Origin of the sequence: Tenacibaculum sp. 1B UA (genome assembly GCF_033978845.1) — a bacterium.
Lineage (GTDB): Bacteria > Bacteroidota > Bacteroidia > Flavobacteriales > Flavobacteriaceae > Polaribacter.
The window spans coordinates 30,098-46,945 of record NZ_JAKVUA010000008.1 but is presented as its reverse complement, the minus strand read 5'-3'; the positions used below and the strand labels follow the sequence as shown (position 1 = coordinate 46,945).

General features: G+C 28.0%; 15 protein-coding genes. 14 read left to right on the top strand and 1 reads right to left on the bottom strand.

The window, feature by feature from the left end; genetic code table 11:
• Positions 1-7 precede the first annotated feature (7 nt).
• The 9 genes from MK851_RS08105 to MK851_RS08065 all read left to right on the top strand — a co-directional run bounded on the left by MK851_RS08105 (position 8) and on the right by MK851_RS08065 (position 9,454).
• A complete protein-coding gene (locus MK851_RS08105) occupies positions 8-196 on the top strand; it encodes a class I lanthipeptide (protein WP_125064394.1) in 189 nt (62 codons plus the stop codon).
• Between the two features lie 12 nt (positions 197-208).
• A complete protein-coding gene (locus MK851_RS08100; protein WP_047790190.1) occupies positions 209-400 on the top strand; it encodes a class I lanthipeptide in 192 nt (63 codons plus the stop codon).
• Between the two features lie 10 nt (positions 401-410).
• The gene (locus tag MK851_RS08095) at positions 411-593 is read left to right on the top strand and encodes a class I lanthipeptide (RefSeq protein ID WP_047790189.1); all 183 of its coding nucleotides are present in this window, start codon (positions 411-413) and stop codon (positions 591-593) included.
• A gap of 63 nt (positions 594-656) precedes the next feature.
• Entirely contained in the window at positions 657-848 is a 192-nt protein-coding gene (locus MK851_RS08090) for a class I lanthipeptide (RefSeq protein WP_047790188.1), read from the top strand.
• 86 nt (positions 849-934) lie between these two features.
• Positions 935-2,068, top strand: coding sequence for a lanthionine synthetase LanC family protein (locus tag MK851_RS08085; protein ID WP_303509150.1), 1,134 nt, complete (start codon positions 935-937; stop codon positions 2,066-2,068).
• Positions 2,065-3,009 (top strand): LLM class flavin-dependent oxidoreductase, encoded by a 945-nt coding sequence (locus MK851_RS08080; protein ID WP_303509152.1) that lies wholly within the window; start codon positions 2,065-2,067, stop codon positions 3,007-3,009. The genes MK851_RS08085 and MK851_RS08080 overlap by 4 nt, the downstream gene beginning before the upstream one ends.
• A 1-nt stretch (position 3,010) precedes the next feature.
• Positions 3,011-6,100 (top strand): lantibiotic dehydratase, encoded by a 3,090-nt coding sequence (locus tag MK851_RS08075; RefSeq protein ID WP_303509155.1) that lies wholly within the window; start codon positions 3,011-3,013, stop codon positions 6,098-6,100.
• Positions 6,087-8,288 carry a peptidase domain-containing ABC transporter gene (locus MK851_RS08070; RefSeq protein ID WP_073184754.1) on the top strand — a complete coding sequence of 734 codons (2,202 nt, stop codon included), beginning with the start codon at positions 6,087-6,089 and terminating at the stop codon, positions 8,286-8,288. The genes MK851_RS08075 and MK851_RS08070 overlap by 14 nt, the downstream gene beginning before the upstream one ends.
• Positions 8,289-8,290: 2 nt before the next feature.
• Positions 8,291-9,454, top strand: a complete 1,164-nt coding sequence (locus tag MK851_RS08065) for a lanthionine synthetase LanC family protein (RefSeq protein WP_320243013.1) — start codon at positions 8,291-8,293, stop codon at positions 9,452-9,454.
• Between the two features lie 117 nt (positions 9,455-9,571).
• Here MK851_RS08065 and MK851_RS08060 read toward each other — a convergent pair whose 3' ends face one another.
• The gene (locus tag MK851_RS08060) at positions 9,572-10,570 is read right to left on the bottom strand and encodes a helix-turn-helix transcriptional regulator (protein WP_303509161.1); all 999 of its coding nucleotides are present in this window, start codon (positions 10,568-10,570) and stop codon (positions 9,572-9,574) included.
• 182 nt (positions 10,571-10,752) lie between these two features.
• Between MK851_RS08060 and MK851_RS08055 the strand changes: the two genes are divergently transcribed.
• The 5 genes from MK851_RS08055 to MK851_RS08035 all read left to right on the top strand — a co-directional run bounded on the left by MK851_RS08055 (position 10,753) and on the right by MK851_RS08035 (position 16,765).
• Entirely contained in the window at positions 10,753-11,085 is a 333-nt protein-coding gene (locus MK851_RS08055) for a hypothetical protein (RefSeq protein WP_303509166.1), read from the top strand.
• 2 nt (positions 11,086-11,087) lie between these two features.
• Positions 11,088-11,381 (top strand): hypothetical protein, encoded by a 294-nt coding sequence (locus MK851_RS08050; protein WP_303509168.1) that lies wholly within the window; start codon positions 11,088-11,090, stop codon positions 11,379-11,381.
• A 20-nt stretch (positions 11,382-11,401) separates the two neighbouring features.
• Complete coding sequence (locus MK851_RS08045) at positions 11,402-12,973, top strand: PepSY-associated TM helix domain-containing protein (protein WP_320243009.1); 1,572 nt, start codon at positions 11,402-11,404, stop codon at positions 12,971-12,973.
• 130 nt (positions 12,974-13,103) lie between these two features.
• On the top strand, positions 13,104-15,467 hold the full coding sequence (locus MK851_RS08040; protein ID WP_320243007.1) for a TonB-dependent receptor: 2,364 nt from the start codon (positions 13,104-13,106) through the stop codon (positions 15,465-15,467).
• Between the two features lie 50 nt (positions 15,468-15,517).
• On the top strand, positions 15,518-16,765 hold the full coding sequence (locus MK851_RS08035) for a DUF4374 domain-containing protein (RefSeq protein WP_320243005.1): 1,248 nt from the start codon (positions 15,518-15,520) through the stop codon (positions 16,763-16,765).
• Positions 16,766-16,848: the final 83 nt, after the last annotated feature.

Genomic DNA, 16,848 nt, shown 5'->3' with positions numbered 1-16,848 from the left:
CAAAAAGATGAAAAAAATCACATTAAACAAAGGATTAAAGTTAAATAAAGAAGCAATTACCAAGCTTCAAGATTCACAAATGTCTTCCTTCAAAGGAGGAATTAGAGACGCGGAAGGTCTTACTTGTGCAAATGGATCTTGCATTAAGTCATGTAATAAAAATTCATGTAAAGGAGCAGATCAAGTAATTAATTAAAAAAACAAAAAGATGAAAAAAATCACATTAAATAAAGGATTAAAGTTAAACAAAGAAGCAATTACAAAGCTTCAAGATTCTCAAATGTCTTCTTTTAAAGGAGGTATAAATGCAGCAGCAGGAGCTACTTGTGCAAATGGATCTTGTATACAATCATGTAATAAAAACTCTTGTAAAGGAGGAGCAGATCAAGTAATTAATTAAAAACAAAAAGATGAAAAAAATCACATTAAACAAAGGGTTAAAATTAAACAAAGAAGCAATTACAAAGCTTCAAGATTCACAAATGTCTTCTTTTAAAGGAGGAGTAAGAGAAGCAGAAGGTCTTACTTGTGCAAATGGATCTTGTATTAAATCTTGTAATAGAAACTCTTGTAAAGATCAAGTTATTAATTAAATAGTAATTAATAGAACAAGGTTCTTTTTAACCTAAAAGAACCTTGTCTAAAAATAAATAAAGATGAAAAAAATCACACTAAACAAAGGATTAAAGTTAAATAAAGAAGCAATAACGAAGCTTCAAGAAGCTCAAATGTCTCAATTAAAAGGAGGGGTTAGAGACGCAGCAAGTATTTCTTGTTTAAATTTTACATGTAATGCGTCTTGTGACACAGGAACGTGTAATGGATCTGCAGATCAAGTTTTAAACTAAAATGAAATTGCAAAGTAAATATAACTCTATTAAAATAATAATAAATACAGCAGTTTAATTGCTGCTGTATTTTAAAGTCATACAAAATGAAAGAAGCACATAAATTAATAGAAAATATAGATAAAATAAAAAGAGAAGATTTAGAGTCAGATAGTTTATTAAATGGAAAGTTAGGACTTGTTTATTACTACTTATGCCTTTATAAGGTTTTTAATAAAGAAGATCATTTACAAAGAATAGAAAAAAACTTAGAGTCTGTTTTTACAAATATTGAAAAAGGTGTTTCTAGCTTAATGTATGATTCTACATTAGAAAATGGTTTGAGCGGTTTAGGGTATGTTTTACAGTTACTAATTGAAGAAAAAATAATAGATGAAGGTTACAATTCACAACTAGAAGAAATAAATAACATAGTAGTAGATCAAGCTATTGAGTTAATTCAAAATAATAATTATGATTTCGTTAGAGGCCCTTTTGGAATTTTATTTTATCTAAATTATGTAGATAGCAAACCTCATGTTAATAGAGTTTTAGAAGCTTTGTTTGAAAAGTTAAAAGAGGATAAAAACTTTTTATTTTATAATGAATACACATATATAGAAGGCGTGCACATTGGTTATGCCCACGGATTATGTGCGATAATAAAAGTTTTAAATGATATAAATGATGAAAGAGCAGAGTATTTCGTAAGATATTTATTAGATAAACTAATAAATATTATGAAAAAGAATGAATATCAAATAATCAAAGACAAGAAATACTACTTGCCTAGAAGTATTCACAAAGGAGATGAGTTTGAAAAAGGCTTAAACTATAGAGCTGTGCTAGCCTGGTCTAATTGTGATGTGAATTTTTCTACATTAATATATTCATTAAATGAAAAATTTAAAACTAATGAACTATTAACTATTGCTAATAAAATAGCTTTAGAAAGCCTTGAAAAAAGAGAAGAGAAACATACAAGAATTTGGGATCATAGGTTTTACTTTGGAAGTTCAGGTGTGTTAAAAACATACATGTTCTTATATAAAAAAACTAGAAACTCAAAGTATAAAGAAGCATCTAACTTTTGGTATCAAAAAACATTAAACTATCTTACTGAAAGTACTATAAAAGAACATCCTCTTAATTTTTTAAATAATCTGCCGGCTACAGCTTTATCTCTTTTAGAGTTTGAAAGAGAAGAAGAATTTAACTGGTCCAAAATACTACTATTATGATAAATGATACATTAAAAATAGGAATACTAGAGTTTGCAGCTAGCAATAAACAAAATTCAATGCATGCTATAGAAGATATTTTTACTTATGCATGTAGGGCAGATGAGTTAAATTTTTCTAGATTTTGGCTTACAGAGCACCACAGAGCTAGTGCTGTACATCCATATAATAACCCAGAGATCTTAATGACTCTAATTGCGGGGATGACAGAAAATATTAGGATTGGATCTGCAGGGGCTTTAATAGGTTATTACTCACCATATTCTTTGGCGCAAAATTATAAACTACTTAATAATATTTATAATAACAGAATTGATTTTGGTTTGTCTAAAGGACGTCCAGAGAACGCACATCAACATAATTTTTTCAATTTAAATAATAGCACATTTGAAAATACGATGTACGAAAAAAACCTTCAAGCGATATGTGAACTACTGCATGAAGAAGAAAAAAAATACAATGAGAGCAAGATTGTACTTCCTCCATTTAAAGGAATTGCACCTTCCTTATGGTATCTATCTAACAGTTATAGAAAAAAAGATTTAGCAATAAAAAATAAATTAAATATATGTAGATCCCTAATGCATGGTTTGGATGTTTTTGAATATGATGAGGATCTTAAAGGATTACAAGAGTATAAAGAAGAGTATTATCAAACGAATGGGCAACTTCCTGAAGTAGCTATAGCAATAGCAGTTACTTTTTCAAAAACAACAAAAGAAGTAGAACAAGAAGAAAAGGAGTATAAAAACAAGAGAGAAGGCTTGAAAATTATTTCGGTTAATGAGTATACTTTTTTAGAAAAATTAGAGCAAATTCAAAAAGCATATGGGGTAAATGAAGTCATAATATGCGATACCGAAAAAGATATAGAAGCTAAGTTAGAAAACTTAGAATTAATAAAAGAATTAACAACACAACAAGTGCTTAAAACGTTTTAAGATGAAGAATATTAGTTTATTACCAAACAAAATAATTAGACAACCATTATTTTCTTTAAATAAATACAATCAAATTCCCAAAAAAGAAAAAGAACTAAATAGTTTTATAGATTCTTTATTTTTTAATAAGGAGTTCTCTGAAGCGGTTTATTTATCATCTCCTAGTTTATATAAAGAATGGGAAAAAGTAGTAAAAAAAGAGAAAGAAAGAGGAAAAATAAACGAAGCTATACTAAAATACTTTTTAAGATCAGTTTCAAATACAGTGCCTTTTGGTCTTTTTACTTCTTACACTACTTTAAGCTCAAATAGTAGTTTAGATAACGAAAAAAAATATAACAGGTATTCAAGTATTGATTTAGAGTATTTGCTAAACTTATTAAATCACCTTAATCAACATCCGGTTATTATACAAACAGTAAAATACAGAAGAAACAATACTATATATAAAATAGGAGACAAGTATAGGTATATAGAACCAAAATTTTCTAAAGGAAATATAAGTTATACACTTTCTTCAATAGATAGTGACGAGTTGATAGACTATTTAGTGTCACATGAAAATGATACAATGACTTTTGAAGAATTAAAAAATATGATATTAAATTTAGTAGACGGAGTAGAAGAAGAAGAGGTGACTGCCTATTTATTAGATTTAATAAATTCAAAAATATATATAAGCTCATTTGAAGCTACATTAAATGAAGAAGACCTTTTAAATCAAGTAATTAATTTTTATAAAGAAAATAGTTCCAAAATAGATACAGATGAAGAGTTAAAAAAAATATTTTCATCATTAATAAAAGTTAAAGAAAAGCTGATAAAATTAGATGAAAAAGTTTTCAATTCAATAGATATTTACGATGATATTTTTAAAAATTTAAAAAATATAGGGATTGATTTTAAAGAAAAATTTGTCATTAATTCAAATTTAAAAAAGATTTCAAAAAACACAAATGATACAGGAAACATAGATATAAGGTTAAATAAATTAATGAGTGTTTTATCTAAGGTATCTAAAAAAAACATAAAAGAAGATTCAAATTTAAATGTATTTAAAAGGAGTTTTTATAATAGATATGAAGATAAAGAAGTTGCATTAGTTGAGGCTTTAGATAATGAGTTAGGAATAGGGTATTTACCCCACTTAAAAGATGAAGTAATATTTTCTGATTTAATAGATGATGTGACTATGCCACAAGTTCGAAAAGTTACATCAGAAAGGAAAGTAGAAACAAAGGTTCATAATTTTTGGCTTAACTTATTGCTTCAAAACCCTGAAAAGAAAGAAATAAATTTAGCAAAAGAAGATTTAACCATTTTTAAAGAAGAAAATGAAGCTAAAAATGGTGCCTTTTCTATTTCTTATTCATACACTAAAGATAAAATATATCTTAAACACATTGGAGGAACAACAGGAACCAATTTAATAGGAAGGTTTAGTAATAGTGATACAGATGTTCAAGAGATTATTAATAATGTAACAGATTTTGAAAAGTCGTTACTTAAAAATAAAATTGTAGCAGAAGTTATTCATCTACCTAATAACAGAGCAGGAAACATACTAATAAGAAAAGTAAATAGAGATGCAGAAATAAGTATAATATCAAAAGCTTCTGGTAATACCAAAGTTATAGACGTAAATGACTTATATATTAGCTTGAAAAGAAATAGAATAGTTCTTAGATCAAAAAAAGAGAATAAAGAAGTTGTTCCTTTTTTAAGCTCAGCTCAGAATTATCATTACAATTCACTGCCTATTTATCATTTTTTATGCGACTTACAATCACAAGATCGTCATAATGATTATTCAATAAACTTTGGAGGATTTAATATAGGAGATTTAGAATATTGTCCAAGGTTAACATACGGTGAAGATGTAATTCTAAGAAAAGCAACATGGTTATTAAAGAAAGATAATTACAAAGAAATAGAAAACCTAAAAGCAGATTTAATAAAGAAAAGTGTCCCAAGGTATATTTATATAACTAGTGGAGGTGAAGATAAAATGATTATTGATATTGAAAATTACAATACACTTAACATACTATATCAAGAAATAGAAAAAAATAAAATTCTAAGAGTTACAGAATGTGTTTACGATATGCATAACAATCAAACACCTGAAAGCTACGCGAATGAATATATTGGAGTTGTTAAATCTCAAAAAGAGTTAAAGATATTTAAAAATATTTCTACAAATACATATAAAGTTGAAAACAATAATGTAAAGAGAACCTTTATTTACGGTGATGAATGGGTATATTTTAAGCTTTATACAGGAAGAATAACATCAGATCAACTTTTAATTGAAAACATTTCTAGAATAGCAACAAAATTAAAAGCATCAGGTATAATAGATAAGTGGTTTTTTATTCGTTTTACTGATCCAGATTTTCACTTAAGGCTAAGATTTCATTTAAAAAATGAAAAAAACTACTCAGAGATGTCTAAGATTATTCATAATGAGTTATCGCATTTATTAGAAGAACAAAAAATATGGAAGTTAGACTTGTCAACATACAACAGGGAGTTAGAAAGGTATTATTGGCAAAATATAGAGAGTTCTGAAACTATATTTCATATAGATTCAGAATACACCGTAAACATGTTAAAGTATCTAAAAGATAATGGAGAGAGTAGAAGGTGGCTTTTTATTTTAAAATCAATAGATGATTTTTTTAATGTTTTTGACATCAGTTTAGCTAAAAGACATCAAATTATAAATACTATGTTTAATAGTTTTTGGGTTGAGTATGGTAAAGTAAAAACAATAAAAAAAGATGTAAACAACAAGTTTAGAAAATATGTAAAAGATATAAACAGCATATTAAACACACCAGAAATTGAGGTAAAAAACATATATAAAGAGAGGTATTCAGCATTAAAAGAAGTTCAATTAAGTATAGACGCTAAAGAAAATTTAGATGATTTGTTATGGAGTTATATTCACATGCATGTAAATAGATTTGTGCAAGCAAATCCTAGGTTTCATGAACTTATAATGTATGGAATTTTAGAAAGATATTATAACCAAGAGATTGGTAAGAGAAAGTATAACCAAAAACAAGTTGAAAATGAAGCTTATTAGACAATATGATAAAATGGATTGCGGCCCATCTTGTTTAGGAATGGTTGCAAGTCATTACGGAAAAGAAATATCACTAAATTACCTAAGAGAAAAGTGTTATATAACAAAGGAAGGAGTTTCTTTATTAGGAATAGATGAAGCTTCAAAAAAGTTAGGTTTTGAGACTTTTTCAGCTACTCTAGGATTACAAGAGTTAAAAGATATAGATAATTTAAATTATCCATGTATTTTGCATTGGAATAATAATCACTTTGTAGTTCTAAAAGAACATAAAAGGCCACATTTATTAGCTAGGAAAAAGAAATGGCAAATAGCAGATCCAGCACATGGTTTTGTAAATTTAAATGATGAGAAATTTTCCAAATCATGGTTAGGTGAAAATGGAAAAGGAGTTGCATTGTTCTTAAAACCACAAAATAAGTTCGTAAATACAGAATTTAAAAAACCAGAAAAAATATCATTAAAATACTTTATAGACTTTTTTAAAAGCCATAAAAAAAAGTTGGTATTTGTATTTGTTTTAATGCTTCTAGGAAGTTTAATAAATATGGTTTTTCCTTTTTTAACACAGTACCTAATAGATAAAGGAATTGATAAAAAAGATGTAAACTATATTGAATATATTTTATTCTCACAGCTGAGTTTGTATCTAGGAGTAATTGTTATAGAGATATTTAGAAACTGGTCATTATTAGTGGTAGGAACCAAAATAAGTATTAAAATAATTTCAGAATTTTTGTTAAAAACATTGGATTTACCCTTAAAGTTTTTCGACTCAAAGCTTATTGGAGATTTTCAACAAAGAATACAAGATAATGATAGGATAGAATACTTTTTAACATCACAATCAATAACTACATTTTTCTCAATGATTACTTTTTCAGTATTCTTTGGAGTATTGGCTTACTATAATATAACAATACTATTAATTTATACATCATTAACACTTCTGTCTGTGTTGTGGTCTCATTATTTCTTAAAGAAAAGAAAAATATTAGATTATAATAGATTTATTGAAAACAGTAACAATCAAGAAACGATATACGAGATACTAAATGGAGTAACAGAAATGAAATTGAACTCTTTTGAGGAGTATAAGTGTAACCAATGGAAAACAGTTCAAGATAGGTTGTTTAATATAAATTTAAAAATATTAAGATTAGATCAAATTCAATCATCAGGCTTCACGTTTATAAACCACGTAAAAAACATACTAGTATCTTTTTATACAGCAATTTTAGTAGTAAACGGAGACATGACTTTAGGTGTTTTATTAAGTATTTCATATATAATAGGTATGATGAATTCTCCTGTAGATCAGTTGATTAATTTTATAAGATCATTACAAGACGCAAAATTAAGTTTATCAAGGTTAAATGAAGTACAAAATGAAGACCCTGAAGAAAAAGAGTCATACTCTGAGTTAAAGTTATCAAATAATGGTACAAATACAGGTGTGAAGTTGAGTAATGTTTCTTTTCAGTATGAAGGTCCCAGGTCTCCTTTTGTTCTTAATAATATTGATTTATATATTCCAGACGGAAAAGTTACAGCCATTGTTGGGGCAAGTGGAAGTGGAAAGACTACATTAATGAAGTTATTGTTAAGGTTTTATAACTCTATAGGAGGTCATATTAGTTATAATGACCAAAATATTTTAAATATTTCACCTAGAAGTTTAAGAAAACATTGTGGAGTAGTAATGCAAGATGGATTTATTTTTTCTGATACAATAAAAAGAAATATAGCGACATCAGATGAAGAAATTGATTATGAAAGGTTAAGAGAGGCAGCAAAAATAGCGAATATTGATGAGTATATTGATTCGTTAGCTCAAGGATATGATACAAAAATAGGAGCCTCAGGTAGTGGACTTTCTGGAGGACAAAAGCAACGAATATTAATAGCAAGAGCGGTTTATAAAAATCCACACTACATGTTTTTTGACGAAGCAACTTCAGCGTTAGATGCCGAAAATGAAAAGAAGATTCATGATAATTTATTCAACTTCTTTAAAGGAAGAACAGTTGTAATAATAGCTCATAGGCTTAGTACAGTAAAACACGCAGATCAAATAGTAGTATTAAAGAAAGGGAAGGTAAGTGAAGTAGGAAGCCATGATGAATTAGTAGGTAAGAAAGGAGACTATTTTAGTTTAGTAAAAAATCAATTAGAATTAGGAAGTTAGAAATGGATACAAACAATATAATTTTAGAAATAGAAAAATCAATTAACAATAATTATGGAATTTTAACTTCTATGGGAGTTGTTAACGGATTAGCAGGAGTTTCTCTTTTTTATCATTATAAGGATAATAAGGATAAGTGTCTCTCTTTTTTAGAGAAATCAATCAGTGGTTTAAATGAAGATTATAAAGGAAATGATATTATAGCAGATATTATAGAAATAGGAATTCTGCTTGACTTTTATATCAAAGAAGGTGTTATAAAAAAAGAAGAAGTAGCATTTTACTTCGATAACTATGACTCAATTCTTCAAGAACTTTTAATAGATAAATTAAAAGAAGACAATCTAAATCCAGTTACTGGAATATTGAAGTATGGCAATTACTTTATAAATAGAGCCAAATATTCCGGAAGAAATTACAATGAATTATTTTCATTAGTTCTTTCTAAAATAGAAAAACTAGCAAAAAAAGATAAAAAAACAACTGGAATTTATTGGGTTTCTACCATTGAAAGAGAAGGACGATATTTAGTAGAGTTAGGAGTAAAACATGGAGTCATAGGAATTGTAGATTTTTTAGTTGAATTATATGGGTTAGGATTTGAGAAAAAAAGGACAAAGAAACTAATAAATGAAGCTATAAAATATGTTGTTGAGTCTAAGTTAAAGGACAAAACATTTCTTTTTCCTTTTTGTACAAATAACGTTAAAGATGCCGTATCTTTTTCTTTCAATTTAAATTACGGAGATCTTGGAATTGCCTATGGAATTCATAAAGCAGTTAAGGTGTGTAATTTAGAAGTTTACAAAGAGGTAGTTAATCAAACATTAAAAAACGCAGCTAATTTTAAAGACGATGAAAATAAATACTTAACAGATGCTAATTTATTTTATGGTTCATTAGGAATTGCTTCTTTACTAAAAAAGTTTAGAAAAGAATTAGAAGAAGATTTTCTTAATGATTCAATAAACTATTGGTATACAAAAACAAAAGAACATAAAAGACATGATAATGAATGGGCTGGATTTGACACAACTTTTAATAAGTTTGATATTAATGCTCAACTTTCTATGTCGCACGGAATAATTGGTGTAGGAACAGCACTCCTTAATTTTAATAAAGATTTAAACTTCGACTTTTTAACTTTTCTAGGGTATAAATTTTAAAACCCTAGAAAATTTCTGCTATGCTAATGCACCTACAAATAGTTATTAATTAGAAGTAAATTAGTAAAAAAATAAACAAAAAAAGTCTCGGGGGTTTTTACTAAAAACTGACATTTATTAATTTTTTATATCATAAAAGCTTAGTTTACTTAAAAATTTACTAGGAGAGGTACCAAACTTCTTTTTAAAGGCTGTAGAAAAGTGTTGTGGGTTTTTATAACTTACCTTTTCAGATACCTCATTTACAGTATAGCCTTTTAGTAATAGTTCTTTAGCTTTATTCATTCTTAAATTAAGAATAAATTTAAAAACGGTAATACCAAATGTAGTTTTAAATCCTTTTTTTAAGGCATATTCATTGGTGCCAATTTCTTTACATAACAAAGATAAGGTTAGCGGAGATGTATAATTATTAAGTATATATTCATAGACCCTTTCAATTTTATTTGCTTCTTTAGTAGTTAGTTTTGTTGTGTTTTTTTTAGGAGTACTAGGTGTAAATTGATAAAGTTGCAATAAAAGAAGGTCTAAGATTTTAGAGGTAACATGTATTTTTTGAAAATGATTATCCCATTCAGAGTCAATAACTTCTTTTATTAAAAAATGCATTCTTGAATTTATTAAGCAGTTTTCTGAATTAATTTTACCAAATTTTTTATCATTAATAATTTTTTTAAAATCATCAAACCTAATACCATCAGGTAAATACTGAATAAAGAATAAAGGAGATAAGTTAAGGCGTACAATAAAAGATTCTGAAGATCCACACTCTAAAAAGCCTTTTGTATTGCTATAAAAGTTAATATTATGTGAGTTAGAATTAAAAAAATACTTGCTTTCTATTTCAGGTATATGTATAGTAAACTTCCCTTGTAAGTTAAACAACATTTCTATACTTTCTCCTTTAATATTAAAAGATATTTTATAGCCTTTTATTGTTTTTATGGAGCCAAAACCTATTTTGAAGTTTTCAAATACATGCTCCTTATACCAACCTTTAAAATTATCTTCATTAAAGTTAGTTACTAAGGTTTTGTAAAAATTATCATTTGTATTTTTAATATTAGATAGCTTATCAAAAATAGCTTCTTCATTATTATATATGGTAACCTTCATACTCTCTTATTCCGTTTAACGTATGTTTTTTATCCGTTTAACGTATCCCCCGATTTTCGAATAAAAATTAGTTTTGCAGAAAACAAAAATAACTTATTTTTATTCAGTCTTAATAAATAAAAATTAATTTTAACATAAAAAATGACAGAATCGATTTTAGTTATAACTTATAAAAAAATAGCATGTTAACAATTATAGGCTGTTTAGCTCTCATAGGTTTTTATTTTTTATACAGTACTTCAAATAGAGCAGATTTAACGTTTTATTTACCTCTTCAGAAATGGATTAATGAGAATAAAATAAAAGGAAAGTATATAGGTGTAGTCCTGTTAATTATTGGTTTAACTAGCGCGGTTTTATGTTTAGGTTTTGGCGCAGGAATATTTTCATATTTAACTCTACTAATGTTAGTGTCAAGTTTAGTTGTTTTAATTGAACCTTTACGCTTTTTAAAACTCTCAATATTAGTTGCTATGATGATTTTATCACTATTACTTGAAGTTTATCTTAAATAATTATGCCAGCAAATAAAAAATATTTGACAAGTTCACCTATCCAACGCATTGCAAAAATAAGTGCTGGTTTTGTAGGAGGATACGTTGTAACAGAAACCTTTCACATAATGTTAATGACTTTTTTTAACATACCAAATGTAATAATGACACTACGTTTTTTTGGATTTATTATGTGGGTGGTTTTAATGATTTTAGCCTTTTTAGCCAAAAGTGCATGGAAAATATGGGTGCTTTATACTCTCGTTAGTCTTCTATTTATTACAGTTATTTACTTAAATACTCCAAATCAATTATAATAAAATACTAAAATACCATTATGGCTAAGAGAGTATATAATATAATGTTTCATACACATACCATTAGTGGTATTGTTATAAGTGCAGCATTATATGTAATTTTTTTTACAGGATCTATTTCTTTTTTAAGAGATGAAATAATAGCTTGGGAAAGAAATGAGCCCGTTGAAAAAAACTTTTTTTTAGAAGGAGATTTTGATGCTTTATTAAATAATTTAGGAGAAGAGTATTACCTAAAAGGTAGAGACCTCTCTTTTTATAGAAATGTAGAAGGACAAAATGTAATCACCAGAATGGGGCAGTCCAAAGATACATTGGCACCAAAAAAAGAGCCTAAAAGAGCTTTTTTTTATACAAATTTAAAAACCTTTAAAAAAGCAAATTATAACCAAAACTATTCTTTAGGAGAATTTTTTTACAGGCTACATTTTTTTGCGCAATTAAATTTTTACGGACGATCTGGGTATGTTTTTGCTGGTTTAATAGCTTTTTTCTTTTTGTTTGCAATTATAACAGGAATTATTGTTCACTGGAAAAAAGTAGTACCTAATTTTTACCAATTTCGACCAAAAACGAAATGGAAAACTATTTGGACAGATGCGCATGTTGCACTCGGTGTAATAGGACTACCATATCAATTTATATTTGCTGTTACAGGCGCATACCTAATTATTGGTTATATGGTAATGTTAGCACCTGTGCAAAACTATATTTTTAATGATAGTTCTAAAGCTTTAACCGAAGTATTGAATTACGAAAAAGATATAAATTATGAGTACAAAGCAGTAGAATTAGAAAAAACTATTTCTATTAATGATTTTTTAGTTAGAACAAAAAAAGAATACTCTAGCTTACAATTAAATAATATCGAAATATTTAATTATGGAGATGCAAATATGCACGTAAAAGTAGGAGGGTATCCAAAGTATAAGGATAACTTTTTAAGTTCAGGGTCGATTACATTCAAAGCAGCAGATGGATTTATAGTACAAAAAAAAGATTCAAAAAATAGCTTATCATATATAGAAGGAGCTACAAATCTTTTAAAAAGATTACACTTTGGAGATTTTGGTGGTTATGGAATGAAATTAATTTACCTGGTTTTAGGTTTTGTAACCTGTTTTGTAATCATATCTGGTGTGCTTATTTGGTTAGTTGCAAGAGATAAAAAAAGCGTACCTAGTTACAAACGTAAATTCAACACTTGGTTAGTAAATATTTATATGGCTATATGTTTAAGCTTATATCCAATAACTGCTCTAGTTTTTATTGCCGTTAAATGTTTTTCAAGCAGCAATGGAGACAATAAAAAAGTATTTATTTACCAAGTATTTTTCTGGGGATGGCTTATACTAAGCTCACTTTTTATCGCAAAAAAAGACAATCATTTTACCAACAAAATATCACTTTTATTAGGAAGTATTTTAGGATTCCTAGTACCTATCTCAAATGGTGCTATTACTGGCAATTGGCTATGGATTTCTTGGCAAAAAGGATATTCACAAATTTTTGTGGTAGATGCTTTTTGGTTGCTACTTTCAATAACATCATTTAGTATTTTCTTCAAAATAAAAAGAAATAAAAAGCTTTAAAAGAATCATCTTAATAATCAGTATTATTTACTCCGTTTAGCGTAGCTAATTATCCGTTTAACGTATAAAGCTTACAGTTTTATAAGAGTAATTTTGTTTTTAATTTCAATTAAGTCTAAATAAAAATAAAGTGAATATATTTAAGAAAGCAATAAGTTTTATAACGATTAACCTTCTATTTTTATTCGTAGGATATACACAATCTAAATTATCCGGAACAGTAGTAGATGCGTGGAAAAACCCAATTTCTGGAGCAACAGTCATTATAAAAGACACGAATAAAGGAATTTCAACTGATATAAATGGTCATTTTCTTTTTAAAGGTAAGCTTAAAGGAAAACATGTACTTAAAGTTTCTTTTGTTGGCTTTAAAACTAAGGAACTATTTTTTAAGATAGAAGAAGGAGAAGAACTAGTATTATCAATACAATTAGAAGAATCATCAGTAGAGTTGGATGAGGTACTTGTAACTGGAAAGAGTATCGTAAAAAAAGTAAAAGAAAAAGCATATAACGTAGGTGTTGTTGATGCTAAGGAGTTACATCATACCTCTTTAGATTTAGGACATGCATTAGATAGAGTAGCAGGAGTGCGTATTAGAGAAAGTGGAGGTGTTGGTTCTCGAATGAATTTTTCACTTAACGGTTTTAGAGGAAATCAAGTCCGATTTTTTATTGATGGATTGCCCATGGATAGTTTTGGTTCATCGCTACAAATTAATAACATTCCAATAAGTTTAGCAGAACGCATAGAAATATATAAAGGAGTAGTACCTATAGGTTTAGGAGCAGATGCATTGGGAGGAGCTGTAAACATTATAACACAACAACATAAAAAAAGTCATTTAGAAGCTTCGTATTCTTTAGGATCGTTTAATACTCATAGATCACATGTAAATGCTGTTTATGTAGCAAAATCAGGGTTTACTGCGCAATTAAATGCTTTTCAAAATTATTCCGATAACGACTATAAGGTAAACGTTGATGTATCTGATTTAAACACTGGAGAATACTTTCCCAACCAAAGGGTAAAACGTTTTAATGATACTTACCATAACGAAGTAGCCATTTTTAATGTAGGTTTTGTAAATACTAAGTTCGCAGATCAATTATTGTTTGGTATAACCCTAGGGAAGAGTTATAGAGAAATCCAAACAGGAGCAAGAATGGTAAGTGTGTTTGGAGCTTGGCATACAAAAGGTAATATTATAATGCCTAGTGTAAAGTATAAAAAGAACGACTTTATATTTAAAAACTTAGACTTTAAGTTAACCGCTAATATCAACTTGGGTGAAGAAAAAAATATTGATACGTTGCATAGGCGTTACAATTGGTTTGGAGATTTTAAAGAATATGATGGCCCTGGAGGAGAGCGTTCGTATTCTTTATATAAATACAAAAATAACGCAGGTGTTACAACAACAAGCTTAAACTATAAACTAAATAATAAGCATAAAATAACATTTAGTAATACTCTTAATACGTTTGATAGAGTAGGGCATAATGAGTTAAATCCAGATAATGAAATTTACGAACACCCCAAAAAAGTGATGAAAAATGTGATGGGGTTAGGCTATGACTTTAAAAGTTCAAACTGGAATACTTCAATCTTTTTAAAAAAATACTATCAAAGAAATAAGTTTGCAGAAGCATATAACCCTAGTGGAAACTACGGAGATGTAGCGTATAGAAATCAAGTTAATAAATTTAATCATACAGGGTATGGGCTTGCAGCAACATATTTTGTAAACGATGATATACAATTAAAAGCTTCTTATGAAAAAAGTTATCGTTTACCAGAAGCAAATGAACTTTATGGAGATGTAATTAATTTAGAAGGAAACTTAAGTTTAAAACCAGAAAGTAGCAATAATTATAATTTAGGAGTTAGCCTTTGGAAACATACAAATAGTAAACACTCTTTTAATTTCAATGCAAGTGGTTTTTATAGAGATGCTAAAGATTTTATTAGACCTACGTTTAATAAAAATCAAAGCAGGCAAGTTATGGATAATTTAGGGAGTGTAACCAACCTAGGTGTAGAAGCAGAGGTAAGATATAACTTTAATAATCAAATCTCTTTAGGGGCAAACATAACTTATCAAAACTTAAGAAATAACACAAAATATGAAGATAATCAAACAGAGGTTAGTGTTGTTTACAAAGATCGAGTTCCTAACGAGCCTTATTTATTTGGAAATGCTGACGCAAGCTACACTTTTTCTAATCTATGGAATAAAGAAGACAAATTAAACATAGCCTATAACTTGTTGTTTGTTCATGATTTTTATTTGTACTGGCCAAGTTTAGGGAGTAATAAACTTGAAATTCCTCAACAAATATCACACGATGTAAGTTTTACATACTCATTAAACAAGAAACTACAATTTACTTTAGAATGTAGAAACTTGTTAAATGCTGAACTTTATGACAATTTTAGTCTACAAAAACCTAGTAGAAATTTTACAGGAAAAATTAAATACACTTTTTTTTAAGAACACATATTTATAGAAGATAATTAAATAACAATTATAAATTAAAACAAATGAAGTACAAAAACCTTTATTCAGCTTTATTTATTGCAGCGGCAATTTTTACGTCTTGTAGTGATGATGATACTCCGAAACAGGGAGAAACACCTCAAAAAGGAGCTAAATACTTAATAACAGCAACACCAAAAGCATCAGAAGGAGTTGCAGATTATATACTTACAACAGATAATTTATCCCAAGGGAAAATTAGTACAGTAGGGAATGGTATTGAGCAAGATGGAACGTATCGTTATTATGTAACCAGTAATAATAAGTTTTTTAGTTTATTATACGGACAAGGAAACCCAGGGGCAGTAACAACATACCAGTTAAATAATAAAGGAACGTTAGATAAATTGTCTAATTTTCAGTCAGAAACTGTACAAGCATTTGCTCCAGTTAAAGACGATTTATTGTTAATGAAAATATCAAGAAGTTCTGATTCACCTATCGCTTCTTGGTATCGTCTTGATACAAGAACATCACAATTTGTAGCAGAAGGACAAATTAATACCAAAGATTTAGCAAATAAAGAAAATGGAGAGTTGGCTTTCTTTACTTGGATAACGCAAGTAGGTGATTATGTGTATTTACCTTATTATACAATTAAAGGAAATTCTACAGATAGATTTGGAACGGCTTACCCTAACGAAGCTAATATTGCAGTATATTCATACCCAGAAATGGAGTATGTAAAAACGATTCATGATGATAGAACTAGTCATATTGGACGCTATTTTAACAAAGGTTTGTCTGTAGATGAAAAAGGAGATGCTTATGCTTTTTCTTCTTCTGTAGCAACAACTAATGGAAAAATAACATCTACAAAGCCATCAGCAATAACAAGAATTAAAAAAGGAGAAACAACATTTGACCAAACTTTTTATTATAACATTGAAGAAGCTTCAGGTAATAGATACGTTACTTCTCACTTATACTTAGGAAATGGTAAATTCTTGGTAAATTTACACGATACAGCTTCAAAAGGTACATATAGTACTGGAAAAGATTTGGCAATTGTAGATGTATATGCTAAAACGTTAACAGATGTAACTGGGCTTCCTACAAAAGAAGGTATAGAAAGTATTGCATCAAAAGGGCATTATGTATCTAAAGCAGAAGGAATAGTTTATATTGGTATAACAACAAAAACTGGAAGTTATGTTTACAATATAGATGCAGCAACTGCAAAAGCTACACAAGGAATTGAAGTAGAAGGAGGAACGATTACTGCTATAAGTAAGCTTAACCCTGTAAAGTAAAAAAGAAACATATATATTAGGACAGAAACCTTGGAGTCATCTGATTTCAAGGTTTTCTTATATGGTAAAGTAGTTAAACAGCC